Here is a 13,815-nt window from a genome sequence, read left to right as displayed (position 1 = left end):
CGATCTACCGGCTCCCGTCCGGCCCCATCACGAGGTTCGGCAACCAGGTCGAAATCTCCGGGAAGAAGCACAGCATCAGCACTGCGAACATCATCAGCAGCACGAACGGCAGCGTGCCCCAGATCACCTCGCTGAGGGGAATGTCGGGCGCCACGTTGCGGATGACGAAGATGTTCAGGCCGACCGGCGGGTGGATCAGGCCCATCTCCATCACGATGGTCATGACGATGCCGAACCAGATGATGTCGAAATTGGCGGCGCGGAGCGGCGGCAGCACGATCGGGGCAGTCATCAGGATGATCGAGACCGGCGGCAGGAAGAAACCGAGCACGATCACCATCACCAGAATCGAGAACAAGAGCTCCCAGCGTGGCAGGTGCATGGCAACGATCGCTTCCGCCGCCGACTGCGAGATGTGCAAATAGCTCATCACATAGGAATAGAGCAGCGACATGCCGATGATCATCATCAGCATGGTGGATTCGCGGATGGTCGATCTCAGAATCGGCGACAGGTCGCTTGGTCGCCACACGCTGTAGATCACCGCGATCAGTGCGAGCGCCAGCAAGCCGCCGAGGCCTGCGGTTTCCGACGGGGTCGCGTAGCCGCCATAGAGTGCGATCATCACACCGGTCAAGAGAAGCACGAACGGAAGCACGCGCGGCAGCGCACTGAAACGTTCAGCCATGGTGAACTCGTCGTGCTGCAGGATCGCGGCGTCCTTGCCGGTCGCGTCGTAGACGGCGCGAGCGGCGGCATATTCCTTGCGGAAGCGGAACACCGCGTAGGCCCCGAACAGCGTCACCAGCAGCAGTCCGGGGCCGATGCCGGCGAGGAACAGCCGTCCCAGCGATTTTTCGGCCGCGACCGCAAACAGGATCATCGTGATCGACGGCGGCAGCAAGATGCCGAGCGTGCCGCCGGCCGCGATGATGCCGGCGGCAAAGCCGCCGGAGTAACCGCGCTTGCGCATCTCGGGGATGCCGGCCGAGCCGATCGCCGAGCAGGTCGCAGGCGAGGAGCCCGCCATCGCCGCGAACAGCGCGCAGGCGAATACGTTGGCGACGCCGAGACCGCCGGGCACGCGATGCAGCCAGGCGTGCAGCGCCGAATAGAGATCCTGACCGGCGCGGGATTTGCCGATCGCGGCACCTTTCAGGATGAACAGCGGGATCGACAGTAGCGTGATCGAGGCCATCTCCTCGTAGACGTTCTGCGTCACCGTATCGAGCGAGGCGGCCGGCATGTAGATCGCCATGAACACGACGGCGACCGCACCCAGTGCGAATGCGATCGGCATGCCTGAAAACATCGCGAGCAGGGTGGCAAGCCCGTAGGAGATGCCGATTCCAAGGACGCTCATCGGCGGGCGCCGCCGATCAGCGGGGTAATGATCTGCAGCAGGAGCTGCACACAGAGCAGGGTCATGCCGAGCGCCATCAGCCCATAGGGGATCGCAAGCGGCGGCGACCACATCGAGTTGGAGACCTGGCCATCGACATAGGCCTCCTGCGTCAGCGTCCAGGACTTCCAGGCGAAGAAGCAACAGAACGTGAAGCTCGCGACATCGACCAGCCAGAGCCGGATGGCGTTCGCTCTGGGTGAGAGCAAACCCACGAACGCCTCGATGCTGACATGGCCGCGCTGGCTCTGCACATAGGCCGAGCTCATGAAGGTGGCGCCGACCAAAAGGAACACGGCGGCCTCGTCCTGCCAGTAGTTCGCCATGTGGAAGACGGCACGCCCGAGCACGCTATAGCTCAGGATGACGCACGCCGCGATCAGGGCAATCGCAGCGAACACCACGATGACGTTGTTGCAGATGGAAAGTGCGCGCGCGAGCACCGCCACGGCGGCGTTGCCGCTGACAGCGCTCGCGCTTTCGGGTTGATCCGTGATCGGACCATGCATCATGCGGCGACGTCGCTTGCGAGTTTCAGCAGGTTCGCTGCCGTCGGCGTCTTGGCACCATAGTCCTTCCAAGCGGTGTCGCGCGCGATGTCGCGCCATTTGCCGACGGTGGCCGCGTCCAGTGCGCTGACCTTGGCGCCGGCCTTCTCATAGACCTTGGCAACCTCGGCGTCGTCGTCTTGCGCGCCCTTGCGGCCGAAGCCTTCCAGCTCCTCGCCGACCGCCAGGATAATGTCCTGCTGGTTCTTCGGCAGCTTGTCGAAGATCGCCTTCGACATCATCAGCGGCTCCAGCATGAACCAATAGGACGCGCCGGCGCCCGAGGTCAGCGACTTTGCGATCTCCTCGAGCCGGAACGAGATCAGGCTGGTCGAGGAGGTGATGCCGGCGTCGCAGGCGCCCGTCTGCATTGCCGCATAGATCTCGTTCGACGGCACCGACAGCACCGCAGCGCCGGCGGTTTGCAGCACCATGTCCATTTCGCGCGAGCCGCCGCGGACCTTCAGCCCCTTGGCGTCTTCCGGCGCCACCAGCGGTCTGGAGCGGCTGGCGACGCCGCCGGCCTGCCAGACCCAGGAGATCAGCAGGATGCCCTTGTCTGCGAGGAAATCGGACAGCATCTTGCCGACCGGCTCCTTCTTCCAGCGCAAGCCCTGGTCGTAGGTCGTGACGAGGCCCGGCATCAGGCCGATATTGGTCTCGGGAAGTTCACCGCCGGCATAGGGCATCGGATACAGGCTGAGATCCAGCGCGCCCTTGCGCATCGCCGAGAACTGCGCGTTGGTCTTGATCAGCGAGGAGTTCGGATAGACCTCGGCCGCAAGCTCGCCGCCCGATCGTTTTGTTACCTCGGCTGCGAACATCCGGCAGAGACGGTCGCGGAAGTCGCCCTTGTCGATCGTGCCGCCAGGGAACTGGTGCGAGATCTTCAGCGTGGTCGCGGCATGCGCGGTGCCTGTGCCCATCCGCAGGATGGCCGGCGCGGCGAGGGCGGAAGCGAGGACGTGGCGGCGTGTGAGCATTGTTCTTCCCCAAAGAGCTTCTTGAGTGGCTGTTAGGCCGGCGCTTGGCGCACCATAGCCGGTCTTGGCGTGAATCTTCTCTAGTCTGATAGTTCGAGGCGCCCTGATAGTGCGAGCGGACGCACGACGGCAAGTCCCGCGCAAGTCCCGAGCTTGCCGCGGCGCACACTGCGGCCCGACGACGCGGCGCCGTCGTTCAACCGCTGTAAACTCTTGCGCGCTGGGGATCATCCGGATGCGCGCGGCACCGCAGTTCAAGAGTTTGTTATTGAGGTAACGTCGGATGGTCCGCGTGCGTTGATCAGATAGCGGCAGTCGTCGCGTTCACATTCGACCACAAGGAACCACCATGACCACCAAGACCTGCATCGGCCTCTCCGCCGCGCTCCTCTCGCTGAGCCTTGTGCTCGCTCCCGCCGCATTCGCTCAGGACAAGATGGGCAAGGACGACGGGATGAAAAAAGAGGACACGATGTCCAAGGATGCCACGTCCAAGGATGCCATGAAGAAAGACGATGGCATGATGAAGAAGGACGACGCCATGAAGAAGGATGACGGGGCGATGAAGAAAGACGACGCCATGAAGAAGAACTGATCCGTCGCCGTGCCATCATCGTCAGGCCCGCCATTATGGCGGGCCTGACGCATATTCGCCTACCGCTTCTTCTTGCCGCGCTCCTTGCGGGCGGCGTAACGGGCGTCGCGCTTGGCCTTCTGGTCGGCCTCGTCTGCGGCGAGCCTCGCAGCTTCCTCTTCCTTTTCGTGGGCGATCCGGGCGGCCTCGGCCGCCGCGGCCTCTTCCTCGAGGCGCTTCTGTTCGGCCTTCTCGGCCTCGCGGGCCTCCTTGGCCTTGGCGCGCCGTTCGGCGGTCGCCGCGCGCTCCTCGGCGCGCGCCTTCACAGCCGGATCATCAGGCCCCGGCTGGGTGCGAAACTTGTTGAGGATCTGCTGCCGCGCCAGCTGGGCCGCTTTCTGGCGGTCGGCAAAACCGGGTTCCTTGAAGCCACTCATAGAGGAAGCCTTGCTGCTTTCTGTTCAGGTGATGGGGATGGGATTCAGTCCGCCGTCTCAATAGGTGAAGCCCGCGGAAAATGCCAGCCTTGAACGAGGGCGGCAGAGCAGGGGAGATATGAGTGAACCGCAAATTGCCCGAAATTGATGCTATTGGGCGCGTCGGCTAGCGTGAGCCGGCACCGACGCGATTCGCCGAAAATTCTAACCACGCTGGAACTGTTCGCGCCGCCCATTCAGGCCCAGGACCTTCGAGCCCAGGACCTTGGCGACCGTATCGGCCGTCATCGCGGCCCGGTCGGAGGCCCGTTGCGCCTCCAGCCTGTCGCGCGCCTTTTCCTGCACCAGCAGGTCGATCAGCCGCTGCCGGCTGGTCTCGTCAACGGCTTCCGACAGCAAACGCCGGTAGCGATGGTGGTCGTAGATGGTTTCTTGTTCGCTCATTGGCACGCCCCGCTGCACGCGCTCGCTGAAGCAGCAGTTTTTCGCAAGCGGACGCAGCGTGCAACGGAATAGCGGCCTGGCTGCCGGCGGCTCGGCATTTAATTGCGCGACTGTTGCAGAATTGATCGCACGCAACCGTGCAAAGCCGCCATGATGAGCGCCGGCGTGATTTGGAACCGATGCGAGCATGAGCAATTCCGACGAGGGAGGCGGCCGCCGCGGCGCGCTGGTGGGACTGTTGGTGGCGGCGGTAATGCTCGCGGTCGGCCTCTGGCTCGCCCATGACCTGACGGCGGCGAGCAAGCTGCAGGACTGCCTGATGTCGGGCCGCACCAACTGTAACGTGATCGAGCCAGCACGCTGACGGTTCTTGCGGCAGTGCGGTATGGATCCCACATGAAGCGGGCGGGGCAGCCCGCCAGGCGCGGCCCGGATTGTGATCCCGATCACGCGGGAGCAGGGCGCGCCGACCGCAGGCATCGACAGGAACCGAGCCATGAAGTCCAAGCTGTGGTCCCGGAAGGGCGTCGCGCTGGCCGCGGCGGTCGTGGCATCTGCTGGAGCGGCGGCGCTGCTGTCCTGGAACGTGATGTCGCCTGAGCCGGTTTCCAGCGCCGCGCTCGGCCCGGATTGGCAATGCAGCCGGGTTGCCTTCGTGCTCACCACCTGCACCCGCACCGGCGACACCGTGACCGGGGCGATTCCGGTGCGGGCCAAGGACGACTGCCCCCCGCCGGAAAACTAGCGCCGGTACCGCCCGTCCGCGATTTACTTCTTGGCGGCTCGCGACTTGATCGACAGGCCGAGGCGCATCGCCATCTTCTTGATTCGGTCCGGCGAGCGCCCGGTGGCCCTGGCGACGTCCTCGAGCGACTTCGAGGAGCGTGCAAGTTCCATCAGTCGGCGGTCCTCCTTGAATGACCAGCGCGGCTTTCGGGCCATCGTCTCTGTATCCTCGCATTGTTAGGCAACAAGGCCGCCAGGCAGAATCGCCTGACGGCCTTGCCGGTGTGGGCCCGGACCTTGGGGAAGTATCCGGTGGATAAGCAATACTGCTTCCGGATAAGGTCGCAATTGAAACTGGAACTTAACGTAACCGGTCAAGGTTACTGCGGTGGAACATGGCGGGAGGCCATATGCGCAAGGTCGCCATTCTGGGTGCCGCGGCGCTTGCCCTGTCCGGTTGCTGGTCCGATACCGAGGTTACGGGATCGACCAACGCCTGCACCGCCAATCTCTACAGCCAGTTCAATCCCAAGGTCATGGACCAGTGCGTCAACGCTTGCATCAAGTGTGACCACGGTAACGTAACGACGTGCACGACCTCTTGTACGCTGAAAGGCGCGCAATAATTGATCCGCGCATTCACTGACGCGAGCAGCGGGCTGATGTAGCCTGCGGGCATTTCACGGGCGCGCGCGTTATGGCGAACCTTATGGCGAACCTTGGCCTGCTTTGGAGTTTTCAGATGCAAAAGCTTTCTCGAATAATGGCCGCGACGGCCCTGATTGCGTTGATCTCGGTGCCTGCAAGCATCGCTTCGGCCCAAACCGCGGCGCCTGCGACCGACGCGCCTCCCGCGGCTGCCAGCGCGCCGCCGGCGGCTGCCGCGCCTCCCGCTGCCACACCTCCCGCCGCCACGTCTCCCGCTGCCACCACCGCAACGCCGCCTGCGGCATCGACGCCGGCGCCGGCCGCAGCCACTGCGACCGAGAAGCCTGCGGTCAAGAAGAGCAGGAAGCCCGCCAAGCGGATGACACGGCAGCAGGAGATCGACCGCTCGATCGATCGCGGTACCGTGCCGGCGCGTTATCGCAGCTCCGTGCCGAAGGAATACCAGCAGTACATCCCGTTCGATAAGCGCTGAGTGCCGCGGCGCTGCGCGGCTCGCAATGATGCGGTGGGGATTTAACTGTCAAACAGCGATGAGGATGTGAGCGCGCATTCTCGCGACATGATTTGCCCGAGTTTTGCATTTCGTTTGCCCTCTCATCTTGCAGAGGGCGCAGGGAAAGCCGGGTGCCGATCGCACCCATGGGCCCGGTGCAACAAAAAGCACCGGGGTAGGACCACAGGTGTAACCGGGAACTCCGGCTTTCCCTGCGCGATGGGTTACGGCTTACTTCGTGCTCTCCCCGGCGAGACCAGGCTTGCTTGTCACCGTCATCCGCGAGGGCCCTTGGGCTCTTGCGGAGAGACACCTGCCACTGGGGTGTCGGAACCACACGACTTCACCGTCCGCTTCATGCGCACTCGTCTGTTGCGCAATCGGCGTCCACCGCATCCCACCGCGCGTTCGTGACGTGCGCTCGCCCCTCACTCGGGTGGGACGGGCACATTCATACACTGAGTTTCCGTTCGTATAAACCGAAATATTTTTCACGAGAGGGCTTGCGCCGTCGGGCAAATCAATGATCGAGAGTTCGGCGAGGGAAATGTGAAACAGAATTGATCTACCGGTCGGGTCGGATGACGGGTTTCATTCGCGTAAGTTGCCTTGCACGATGACCTTGCACGATGAATTGAACGGCTTTATCGCGGTGGATACGATGCCGTCGAAGCGCGAAAACTGGTGATTGTGGGACGCAACTCTATGACCGAAGCTTCCTATGTCGCGGTCGACTGGGGAACCAGCAGCTTCCGGCTCTGGCTGATGGATCGTGCCGGCGGCATCCTCGGCGAACGCCGCAGCGACGAGGGCATGATGGCGGCCGCCAAAGCCGGCTTTGCGGCCGTGCTGCAGTCGCATCTCGACGCGCTCGCTGCGACGGCCGATCTGCCGGTCGTGATCTGCGGCATGGCCGGCGCGCGGCAGGGTTGGGTCGAGGCCGGTTACGTCGACACGCCGGCGCGCCTTGCCGATATCCTCGACCGCGCCGTTGTCGTCCCCGACCAGGCGCGCGACATCCGGATCCTGCCGGGGATCGCGCAGCGCGATGCTACCGCACCCGACGTGATGCGCGGCGAGGAAACCCAGTTGCTCGGTGCGCTCGGCCTGGATGCGGCTGATGAGGCCGTCGTGTGCATGCCGGGAACGCATTCGAAGTGGGTCCGCGTGCACGGCGGCGCGGTCGAGCGCTTTGCGACCTTCATGACCGGAGAGCTGTTCAGCGCCGTTGTCAGCGACACGATCCTGTCGCATGCCGTCAATGGCGCCGACGACGCCGTGGATACCGATGCCTTCACGTCGGCGGTCGCGGAAGCCTTTGCCGCGCCGGCGCTCGCCGCCAACCTGCTGTTTCGGGTGCGATCACGGCAGCTTCTGTTCGGCGGCAGCGCATCGGCCGCGCGCGAGACGATCTCGGGCACGTTGATCGGCCTCGAACTGGCGGCGGGGCTCGCCGGACAAGGGCCGCGAACCGCCGTCACCCTGATTGCCTCGGGACGGCTGCAGCGGCTCTATCACCCGGCCCTCGAAAGCCTTTCTATCCCGCTCAACTCGGTCGATGCTGAGGAGGCGGTGCGTCGTGGTCTGTCCAGGGCCGCGGCGGCGATTTGGACGATGTGAAGGATCAACCATGAGCATTCCGTTTCCCCCGATGAAGCGCCCGCTGGTCGCGATCCTGCGCGGTGTGCGGCCGGACGAGGCCGACGGCATCGTCAGCGCGCTGATCGAGGCTGGCATGACGGCCATCGAGATCCCGCTGAATTCGCCGGAGCCGTTTCGTTCGATCGAGTTGGCTGTGAAGCGCGCACCTGCCGATGTCCTGATCGGCGCGGGCACCGTGCTGACGGCTGATCAGGTCGACCGTCTCCATGACGTCGGCGGCCGGCTGATGGTGTCCCCGAACGTCGATGCCGATGTGCTGGCGCGCGCGCGAGAGCGTTCAATAGTCACGCTGCCCGGCGTGTTCTCGCCGACCGAGGCATTGCTGGCGGTGAGGGCGGGAGCCGCGGGCCTGAAATTCTTTCCGGCGAGTGTGCTTGGGCCGTCCGGCATCACCGCCATCCGCGCCGTGCTGCCGCCGGACCTGATGATCGCCGCCGTCGGCGGCGTCTCCGAGACAAATTTTGCCGAGTATGTGAAGGCGGGGATTCATGCGTTCGGCCTCGGCAGCAGCCTGTACAAGCCGGGCATGACGGCTGCTGAGATCGTCACGCGCGCGAAAGTGACGATCGAGGCGTATGACAGGGCCGTGCAGGGTGCAGGCTAGAGCATGATCCGGAAAAGTGTGAAGCGGTTTTCCGAAAGATCATGCTCAAACTGAGGAGCTAAAGCGCGATGACGATTCAACCCAATCTCATCGCGCTTTAGGCAGTCGCCGAATGCAGCGCAAGTCTTAGGCGGCGTCGCCAGAACGGTAGGTCGCGGTGCCAACCGGTCGTCCGCCGACCGAAAACTGCACCTTGTGGGCACGCCAGTCACTATCGCGCACGGTATGCAGAATGATCCTCGCAAGGTCCGTGTAATCGTCGGGTCCGCCGGGGTCGAGGGTGAAGCCATACTTGGGAAGCAATTGGTTCAGGCTATCTCGCACTTCCAGAACGACAGGCATCTTGTGGGCTTCTCACAATGTCGAAGGATGATCGTTCTTGAAGGTGTGATGTGAAGCTTAAGCGCCGGTTAACCCGCCGGCATTTCATCGCACCAGATGCGTGCCGATCGTGTGATCGCGCTAAAGCGAGATGAGTTTTGGTCGAATTGGTTCGCGGCGGTTTCGGTTCACCTCTCCCCGCCGGGGAGAAGTCGGCGCGAAGCGTCGGGTGAGGGCTCTTGCTTCTCGATAGGCTGTAACCCCTCACCCGATTTGCTGCGCAAATCGACCTCTCCCAAGGGAGAGGTGAACCTTCGGCACCGTTCCAGTTCGACCTTATCTCAGTATGCTCAATCGTCCCGTCGGCCGCCGTCGATCACCCTGAACAGCGGTGCGGCCTCGCGGGGATGCTCGAGCAACTCGTCGACCATCGCGATCGCGGCTGCGACGTATTTCTCGGTCGCAGAATCCAGTGGTCGTTCGGCCTCGTCGGTGAGCGCAAGCCTGGCGCCCTCCAGCAACGTGCGGGTTCGGGCGGCGGGCTCGTCACCGGCCGTTAGGGCGGCTCTGGCGATCGATCGCAGGACGAACAATTCGCCCTCCAGCCTCAGCAATCGATCGTTCAGCTTGGTCACGACGGTGTTCAGGTTCCGCATGATGTCCTCGGTCGCTCCTGGAGGCCTAAAAGTGCAGCCACGCAAGCCAATACATGGCCTCTTCTTTACAGGTCCTTCTTGCCGGAATTGTTGCCGTTCGAACACGCCGGACGGCAAGGTGCTCATTCCAGGCACTGTCCAGTGTACTGTCACCGTGGTTTCGTATTACTCTATCGCGATTGGAGCGATAGGATGCCCCCGAGCGGGTTCCGATGCAGGCGGAAGCCTTGCCGCACGGGGTCGTGATAAGGCCTGCTTTTTTTGAGGACGAATTGATTATGGTACGTACCGGTCTGACATTTTTCGTCGTCGCCGCCGGGTTTCTGGCGTTGATGTCTCTGCCTGATCCGGAGGCGAGCCAGCATTCCCTGCGCCGCGCATCTGACAATCCCGGCTTGAGCATCATCTCGCATTGGCATTGGTAATAATCTCGCCTTCCGGCTGGTCACGCGGGCCGCTCCCATGCGGCTGCGATAAGGCGTGCTCACGTGCCGGTCTTGGGGGCCGCGCCGCCTTCCGCGGGCAGGTGCTGGCGATGCGATACTCGCCCTCGTTTTCGGGACTCAGTGGTTCGTCGGGTTGGTGGATCCGGCAAAACGGAAACTGGAACAAAGACTGACCGTCGGCATCATCGATCCGTCAAGGCGAATGGCCTGCCACAGATCATCCCGGCCGGGCGTGCTGCCGGGCTTTGGAGGCTGCGTGCGTGTGTCCAGGGTGCGGCATGCAGTAAAGGCGGTTGCTGCATTGGTCCTGCTTCTTGGCCTCTCCGGGTGTGCGGCGACCACCACCGAATATGCGTCGACACCCGAGGTGACCGCGTCCCCAATGTCGCCGCTCGCGCCGGCAACGCCGGCAGAAACACCTATGCGAGACTTGACCGTCTCCGAACGGGCCACGCTGGCTGATGCGTTCTCGGCCAGCCTGAGCAATCCCGACGGCGTGAAATTCACGTGGACCAGAATTCCCCTGGTCCCCGGCGAAGGCCGGCAATCCCTCGATTACTGCGCTCAGCTCAATGTGCGGAACGGCAAGGGCGCCTACCGGGGGATGCAGCCATTCCTGGCGTCGATCATCATCGAAAACGGCGTCGTGACGGGCGGCGCGATTGCCGCGACGGGCTCCGACGGCGCCGAGCGGGATCCCGCGCGCGTCCCGACCCTCTGCCGACAGAAGGGTCTCGATCCCTTTGCGTAACCGGAGATGGCCAAGCATCGACAGTCCATTGGAGGCGTTGGGCTAGGTGCAGTGCTACGTAATCCCCATATAGGGCTGGTGCGGAGCGGACATCTCCCGGCCGGCTTCCTGTGTTGACTTGTCAGTCAGATCCACAGCTATCTTGCTCGCCGCAGGCAACTCGACCGTTTGGAGCAAATACGATGCGTTCTGTCGTGGCACTTGGCCTGTTGTTCATGCTGTGCGCTTCTGCGACCGCTGCAACGGTGCATCATCCCCGCACACGCCAGCCGGCGGCAGCACGTCCGGGTCCGCGGCCGCCTACGGATGCGGCCTCGGCGCCTCGCGTGGCTGTCCCCGGCTGGAGCGATGAGGCGACGCGCCAATGGATGGATCAAGCCACCCACTACGGGGAAGGCGATTAGCGATGGCTGGTCCGCTCCGGCGCCTTACCTGTCGGAGCGCAAGCTTAGTCGTCGTCTGCTTCCGTCTCCCGTGGGTTAGATCGTGAGCGGGAGCTCGACGTTCGGGCAGCGGCCGGAGCCTTTCTCGGGCGCGTGGCTTCGCTCTCACGCAATTCCTTCCGCAGGCGCTTGGCCGTTCGCATCATCCGCTTGATGTTCGGGTCGTGGGAATCTTCGTCGAAGAACAGGACGACCTCGCAGGCGGGACACTGACGCGAATAGCCGTTCTGCAGCCGCTTGGCCCGATCGCGAAAAACGTTCTTGCAGCGCGTGCAAGTGATCTGGACGGAATCTTCCATGACAGCCTTGAAATGTCGGCGCCAAGCCTGTGGGCCAGGCCCTTGACGAAGCAACAATCGATCAAAAATCGGCTAAACGCATGGCGATGACAATCCCGGCAGGATTTAGACCCATAAGAGATCAATGACTTACGTTGTCTAACCTGCCTTAAGGCATGTACGAATACAAAACGGAATTCGAACCGTTGTCTAACCATTTGGAGAACAAAAAAGCCGCCCTGAGGGCGGCTCTTTTGTGGTTGTGATGTTCAGGCGACCTTACGGTCGCCCGCGCGATGCGCTTTGACCTTCTCGGCGGCTCGGTCGGCGGCAAACCGCTTATCGGCCTTGTCGATATATTTTTGCAGCTCGCTCAAGGTCAGGTGGCCGCTGCGGGATTGCAGTTCCAGAATGTTACACCCGGCTTCTGCGAGAATCCGCAAGCAGCCTTTCCGCAGGCCATGCAATCCACAATGCGTCGGCAATCGGGCCTTGTCGCACCATTTGCGGAAATCGCCGCCGAGGGCCTTTGCTGACCGGGGATCGCCCACCTTGGTATGCAGGAAGGTCCCGTAGTTCGTCTTGGGCATGGCGCTGATGGCCCGGTGCAATTCGTCACTCACCGGGAACGACACGTCCACGCCGTTCTTGTTGTGCTGGAATTCAAACCGTCCGTTCGCCATCTGCTCGGGACCGAGGCGGGTAACGTCGCCGCGGCGGGCCGAGGTCTCAACGGCCAATTCCATCACGAGGCGCGGGACCGTGCCATAAGGCCAGTGCGCGCGATACTGCGCAATCTCGCGGTCCGTCCAAGTGTGGAAGCCGTCCGTCTTCGGAGCCTTCGGTCGCTTGAAACCACGGCAGGGGTTGTCGATCCGATATCGCTTTTCCTCGGCGAATAGGAACATGCCCGAGATGTGCTTGAGCCAGTTTCGCTTAGGATGCGCGCCGCCGGGTATGTCGTCCATCAGCGCGATGATGTGCTGTGGCTGAAGTTCACCATAAGGTTCGGCGCCATGGTCTGCGCGAAAGCCTTCAAGCGCACGTCGGCGACCGTTCTTGGTGTCGATCGAGAGACCGTCAAACATATCGGAGTTCAGATATTGCGTGACCAACCAGTCGATGGTGCCTTCGGCGTCAACCGGGCGCCGGACCGTTTTGGGGACAACAGCGAGCGTCGGGGCAGGGCCGCCGAACGCGTCATAATAGGCGGCTTGATATGCCGCCATGAATTCGGGGCTGCCGTACTTGCCGGACAGGGGGACCAGCTTGCGGCCCTTGACGCGAAAGGCCTGCCGCAACTTGCCATGACGGTCGTAAAACCGCTTAACGTTTGACAAGGGTGACTTTGCTCGGGGCACGTTTAAGCACCTTATCCCAAGGGTTGATCTTCTCCGATTTCTCAGCAGGCGAGGGCGCGCCAAACATCAGCGTGACGCTGCCGTCAGCGTGCATGGTCGCGCTGCCGACGGCGACACCGGCCTCGCTTGCTTGTCGCATGGTTCGCGCGATTGTCATTCGACGCTTGCGCGAGCGCTTAGGCTTCGTCGGCCGGGTCGCGGCCCACGGATCATAATCGCGTTCGATCTCGCGATCCGAGACGCAGCCATTTTCGGCAAACCGAATGAATGCCTGCCATCGGTCTTTCTCGACAATGTCCTTCACTTCTTAGCTCGCTTCGACAGGGTTCGCGATAAGAACTGATTCACCGCAGCCTCTTCTTCAGCCGTCGGCGGTTCGTCAAACAAGCGCTCTCCTTCTTTTGGCGCGTTGGCTCTTTCGCCGGCGCGTTCGACGATTTCAGGAATTGTGTTCTTGAGGTGCCTCGCGAACCATTGCTTAAAGGTCAAACTGTTGTCCAACGGCAGCGTCGGGTCCGAATTTGCAATGTCGCGCCACTCCTGGCTGGCGACTTCCGCCGGGTTAACTTCGGCATTGAACGCATAAGCAAGGAACGGGTTCGTCGCTTCCCTAGGCCGCACCAGATAGAGAATCTGATGGATGGCGTCCGAAGCAAGCGCGAAAGCGTAAGGATCATGAAGCCAGTCCGCGTCCGGATTCTCAGGGTTCCGGATCATATCCAGCGTGACAGCGATGGCTCGAAAAACGCGCGCAGCGTCGGCGCTGCCAAATTCCTTGGCGAGGTCCGCTTCCTCCCGGAAGGTCCGGCGCAATCGAGTTTCGATTTCCTGCGACAACGAACGGCCGCTCTTTTTCGCGGCTTTTTCGAGCCAGTCCCGCAATTCCGGCGTAGCTCGCGTGTTGATGGTTTTGGCCTTGCCCGCGTAGTCACCCCTCGGGGCAGGACCTCGTCGCTTCTTCGCCGGCCGCACTTTTCGCGAAGTCATCGTTCCTCCTGCCGGAAATTAATTGTCTTA

At 62.7% G+C, this 13,815-nt stretch carries 21 protein-coding genes; 9 read left to right on the top strand and 12 right to left on the bottom strand.

Annotated features, from left to right (window positions below; all coding sequences use genetic code 11):
• Positions 1-4: 4 nt before the first annotated feature.
• From ACP2YO_RS25290 to dctP, 3 genes are read right to left on the bottom strand one after another with little or no spacing between them, the layout of a single operon-like run.
• The gene (locus ACP2YO_RS25290; protein WP_426433893.1) at positions 5-1,363 is read right to left on the bottom strand and encodes a TRAP transporter large permease; all 1,359 of its coding nucleotides are present in this window, start codon (positions 1,361-1,363) and stop codon (positions 5-7) included.
• Positions 1,360-1,914 (bottom strand): TRAP transporter small permease, encoded by a 555-nt coding sequence (locus ACP2YO_RS25285; RefSeq protein WP_426433892.1) that lies wholly within the window; start codon positions 1,912-1,914, stop codon positions 1,360-1,362. The genes ACP2YO_RS25290 and ACP2YO_RS25285 overlap by 4 nt, the downstream gene beginning before the upstream one ends.
• On the bottom strand, positions 1,911-2,933 hold the full coding sequence (gene dctP, locus ACP2YO_RS25280) for a TRAP transporter substrate-binding protein DctP (protein WP_426433891.1): 1,023 nt from the start codon (positions 2,931-2,933) through the stop codon (positions 1,911-1,913). Before dctP ends, ACP2YO_RS25285 begins: the two co-directional genes overlap by 4 nt.
• Before the next feature lie 349 nt (positions 2,934-3,282).
• Between dctP and ACP2YO_RS25275 the strand changes: the two genes are divergently transcribed.
• A complete protein-coding gene (locus ACP2YO_RS25275; RefSeq protein ID WP_426433890.1) occupies positions 3,283-3,528 on the top strand; it encodes a pentapeptide MXKDX repeat protein in 246 nt (81 codons plus the stop codon).
• A 59-nt stretch (positions 3,529-3,587) separates the two neighbouring features.
• On the opposite strand, the gene ACP2YO_RS25270 is transcribed toward ACP2YO_RS25275, so the two are convergent.
• On the bottom strand, positions 3,588-3,944 hold the full coding sequence (locus ACP2YO_RS25270) for a DUF6481 family protein (RefSeq protein WP_426433889.1): 357 nt from the start codon (positions 3,942-3,944) through the stop codon (positions 3,588-3,590).
• Between the two features lie 204 nt (positions 3,945-4,148).
• A complete protein-coding gene (locus ACP2YO_RS25265) occupies positions 4,149-4,388 on the bottom strand; it encodes a hypothetical protein (protein ID WP_426433888.1) in 240 nt (79 codons plus the stop codon).
• A gap of 187 nt (positions 4,389-4,575) precedes the next feature.
• Here ACP2YO_RS25265 and ACP2YO_RS25260 point away from each other — a divergent pair, with 187 nt between their 5' ends.
• Positions 4,576-4,752: a hypothetical protein gene (locus ACP2YO_RS25260; protein ID WP_426433887.1), complete on the top strand. Its 177-nt coding sequence runs from the start codon at positions 4,576-4,578 to the stop codon at positions 4,750-4,752.
• 132 nt (positions 4,753-4,884) lie between these two features.
• Entirely contained in the window at positions 4,885-5,133 is a 249-nt protein-coding gene (locus ACP2YO_RS25255) for a hypothetical protein (RefSeq protein WP_426433886.1), read from the top strand.
• Positions 5,134-5,156: 23 nt separating this feature from the next.
• Here ACP2YO_RS25255 and ACP2YO_RS25250 read toward each other — a convergent pair whose 3' ends face one another.
• Complete coding sequence (locus ACP2YO_RS25250; protein WP_426433885.1) at positions 5,157-5,330, bottom strand: hypothetical protein; 174 nt, start codon at positions 5,328-5,330, stop codon at positions 5,157-5,159.
• Positions 5,331-5,524: 194 nt separating this feature from the next.
• Here ACP2YO_RS25250 and ACP2YO_RS25245 point away from each other — a divergent pair, with 194 nt between their 5' ends.
• The 4 genes from ACP2YO_RS25245 (at position 5,525) to ACP2YO_RS25230 (ending at position 8,542) form a co-directional block, all read left to right on the top strand.
• Complete coding sequence (locus tag ACP2YO_RS25245; RefSeq protein WP_426433884.1) at positions 5,525-5,740, top strand: hypothetical protein; 216 nt, start codon at positions 5,525-5,527, stop codon at positions 5,738-5,740.
• Between the two features lie 116 nt (positions 5,741-5,856).
• Entirely contained in the window at positions 5,857-6,255 is a 399-nt protein-coding gene (locus ACP2YO_RS25240; protein WP_426433883.1) for a hypothetical protein, read from the top strand.
• A gap of 726 nt (positions 6,256-6,981) precedes the next feature.
• Positions 6,982-7,896: a 2-dehydro-3-deoxygalactonokinase gene (locus ACP2YO_RS25235; protein WP_426433882.1), complete on the top strand. Its 915-nt coding sequence runs from the start codon at positions 6,982-6,984 to the stop codon at positions 7,894-7,896.
• Between the two features lie 10 nt (positions 7,897-7,906).
• The gene (locus ACP2YO_RS25230; protein WP_426433881.1) at positions 7,907-8,542 is read left to right on the top strand and encodes a 2-dehydro-3-deoxy-6-phosphogalactonate aldolase; all 636 of its coding nucleotides are present in this window, start codon (positions 7,907-7,909) and stop codon (positions 8,540-8,542) included.
• Between the two features lie 126 nt (positions 8,543-8,668).
• On the opposite strand, the gene ACP2YO_RS25225 is transcribed toward ACP2YO_RS25230, so the two are convergent.
• Both ACP2YO_RS25225 and ACP2YO_RS25220 read right to left on the bottom strand, forming a co-directional pair.
• Entirely contained in the window at positions 8,669-8,884 is a 216-nt protein-coding gene (locus ACP2YO_RS25225) for a hypothetical protein (RefSeq protein ID WP_426433880.1), read from the bottom strand.
• A 329-nt stretch (positions 8,885-9,213) separates the two neighbouring features.
• A complete protein-coding gene (locus ACP2YO_RS25220; protein WP_426433879.1) occupies positions 9,214-9,519 on the bottom strand; it encodes a hypothetical protein in 306 nt (101 codons plus the stop codon).
• Between the two features lie 212 nt (positions 9,520-9,731).
• On the opposite strand from ACP2YO_RS25220, the gene ACP2YO_RS25215 reads away from it, so the two are divergent.
• Complete coding sequence (locus ACP2YO_RS25215; protein WP_426433878.1) at positions 9,732-9,944, top strand: hypothetical protein; 213 nt, start codon at positions 9,732-9,734, stop codon at positions 9,942-9,944.
• Positions 9,945-10,098: 154 nt separating this feature from the next.
• Positions 10,099-10,716 carry a hypothetical protein gene (locus ACP2YO_RS25210; protein WP_426433877.1) on the top strand — a complete coding sequence of 206 codons (618 nt, stop codon included), beginning with the start codon at positions 10,099-10,101 and terminating at the stop codon, positions 10,714-10,716.
• Between the two features lie 448 nt (positions 10,717-11,164).
• On the opposite strand, the gene ACP2YO_RS25205 is transcribed toward ACP2YO_RS25210, so the two are convergent.
• From ACP2YO_RS25205 to ACP2YO_RS25190, 4 genes are all read right to left on the bottom strand, one after another.
• A complete protein-coding gene (locus ACP2YO_RS25205) occupies positions 11,165-11,458 on the bottom strand; it encodes a hypothetical protein (RefSeq protein ID WP_426433876.1) in 294 nt (97 codons plus the stop codon).
• A 248-nt stretch (positions 11,459-11,706) separates the two neighbouring features.
• Entirely contained in the window at positions 11,707-12,798 is a 1,092-nt protein-coding gene (locus ACP2YO_RS25200; RefSeq protein WP_426433875.1) for a tyrosine-type recombinase/integrase, read from the bottom strand.
• Positions 12,764-13,102 carry a hypothetical protein gene (locus ACP2YO_RS25195; protein ID WP_426433874.1) on the bottom strand — a complete coding sequence of 113 codons (339 nt, stop codon included), beginning with the start codon at positions 13,100-13,102 and terminating at the stop codon, positions 12,764-12,766. The genes ACP2YO_RS25200 and ACP2YO_RS25195 overlap by 35 nt, the downstream gene beginning before the upstream one ends.
• Positions 13,099-13,785 (bottom strand): hypothetical protein, encoded by a 687-nt coding sequence (locus tag ACP2YO_RS25190; protein ID WP_426433873.1) that lies wholly within the window; start codon positions 13,783-13,785, stop codon positions 13,099-13,101. Before ACP2YO_RS25190 ends, ACP2YO_RS25195 begins: the two co-directional genes overlap by 4 nt.
• Positions 13,786-13,815 lie beyond the last annotated feature (30 nt).

The organism is Bradyrhizobium genosp. P (genome assembly GCF_049949265.1).
GTDB lineage: Bacteria > Pseudomonadota > Alphaproteobacteria > Rhizobiales > Xanthobacteraceae > Bradyrhizobium.
The sequence above is the reverse complement of the archived record's forward strand: the minus strand, read 5'-3'. Positions and strand labels throughout refer to the sequence as shown.

Bases quoted from the DNA above. Each gene is read 5' to 3' on its own strand.
- ACP2YO_RS25230 (WP_426433881.1), top strand. From the start codon at position 7,907: ATGAGCATTCCGTTTCCCCCGATGAAGCGCCCGCTGGTCGCGATCCTG.
- ACP2YO_RS25215 (WP_426433878.1), top strand. From the start codon at position 9,732: ATGCAGGCGGAAGCCTTGCCGCACGGGGTCGTGATAAGGCCTGCTTTT.
- ACP2YO_RS25285 (WP_426433892.1), bottom strand. From the start codon at position 1,914: ATGATGCATGGTCCGATCACGGATCAACCCGAAAGCGCGAGCGCTGTC.
- ACP2YO_RS25290 (WP_426433893.1), bottom strand. From the start codon at position 1,363: ATGAGCGTCCTTGGAATCGGCATCTCCTACGGGCTTGCCACCCTGCTC.
- ACP2YO_RS25245 (WP_426433884.1), top strand. From the start codon at position 5,525: ATGCGCAAGGTCGCCATTCTGGGTGCCGCGGCGCTTGCCCTGTCCGGT.
- ACP2YO_RS25255 (WP_426433886.1), top strand. From the start codon at position 4,885: ATGAAGTCCAAGCTGTGGTCCCGGAAGGGCGTCGCGCTGGCCGCGGCG.
- ACP2YO_RS25250 (WP_426433885.1), bottom strand. From the start codon at position 5,330: ATGGCCCGAAAGCCGCGCTGGTCATTCAAGGAGGACCGCCGACTGATG.
- ACP2YO_RS25235 (WP_426433882.1), top strand. From the start codon at position 6,982: ATGACCGAAGCTTCCTATGTCGCGGTCGACTGGGGAACCAGCAGCTTC.
- ACP2YO_RS25225 (WP_426433880.1), bottom strand. From the start codon at position 8,884: ATGCCTGTCGTTCTGGAAGTGCGAGATAGCCTGAACCAATTGCTTCCC.
- ACP2YO_RS25275 (WP_426433890.1), top strand. From the start codon at position 3,283: ATGACCACCAAGACCTGCATCGGCCTCTCCGCCGCGCTCCTCTCGCTG.
- ACP2YO_RS25240 (WP_426433883.1), top strand. From the start codon at position 5,857: ATGCAAAAGCTTTCTCGAATAATGGCCGCGACGGCCCTGATTGCGTTG.
- ACP2YO_RS25270 (WP_426433889.1), bottom strand. From the start codon at position 3,944: ATGAGTGGCTTCAAGGAACCCGGTTTTGCCGACCGCCAGAAAGCGGCC.
- dctP (WP_426433891.1), bottom strand. From the start codon at position 2,933: ATGCTCACACGCCGCCACGTCCTCGCTTCCGCCCTCGCCGCGCCGGCC.
- ACP2YO_RS25260 (WP_426433887.1), top strand. From the start codon at position 4,576: ATGAGCAATTCCGACGAGGGAGGCGGCCGCCGCGGCGCGCTGGTGGGA.
- ACP2YO_RS25220 (WP_426433879.1), bottom strand. From the start codon at position 9,519: ATGCGGAACCTGAACACCGTCGTGACCAAGCTGAACGATCGATTGCTG.
- ACP2YO_RS25190 (WP_426433873.1), bottom strand. From the start codon at position 13,785: ATGACTTCGCGAAAAGTGCGGCCGGCGAAGAAGCGACGAGGTCCTGCC.
- ACP2YO_RS25205 (WP_426433876.1), bottom strand. From the start codon at position 11,458: ATGGAAGATTCCGTCCAGATCACTTGCACGCGCTGCAAGAACGTTTTT.
- ACP2YO_RS25265 (WP_426433888.1), bottom strand. From the start codon at position 4,388: ATGAGCGAACAAGAAACCATCTACGACCACCATCGCTACCGGCGTTTG.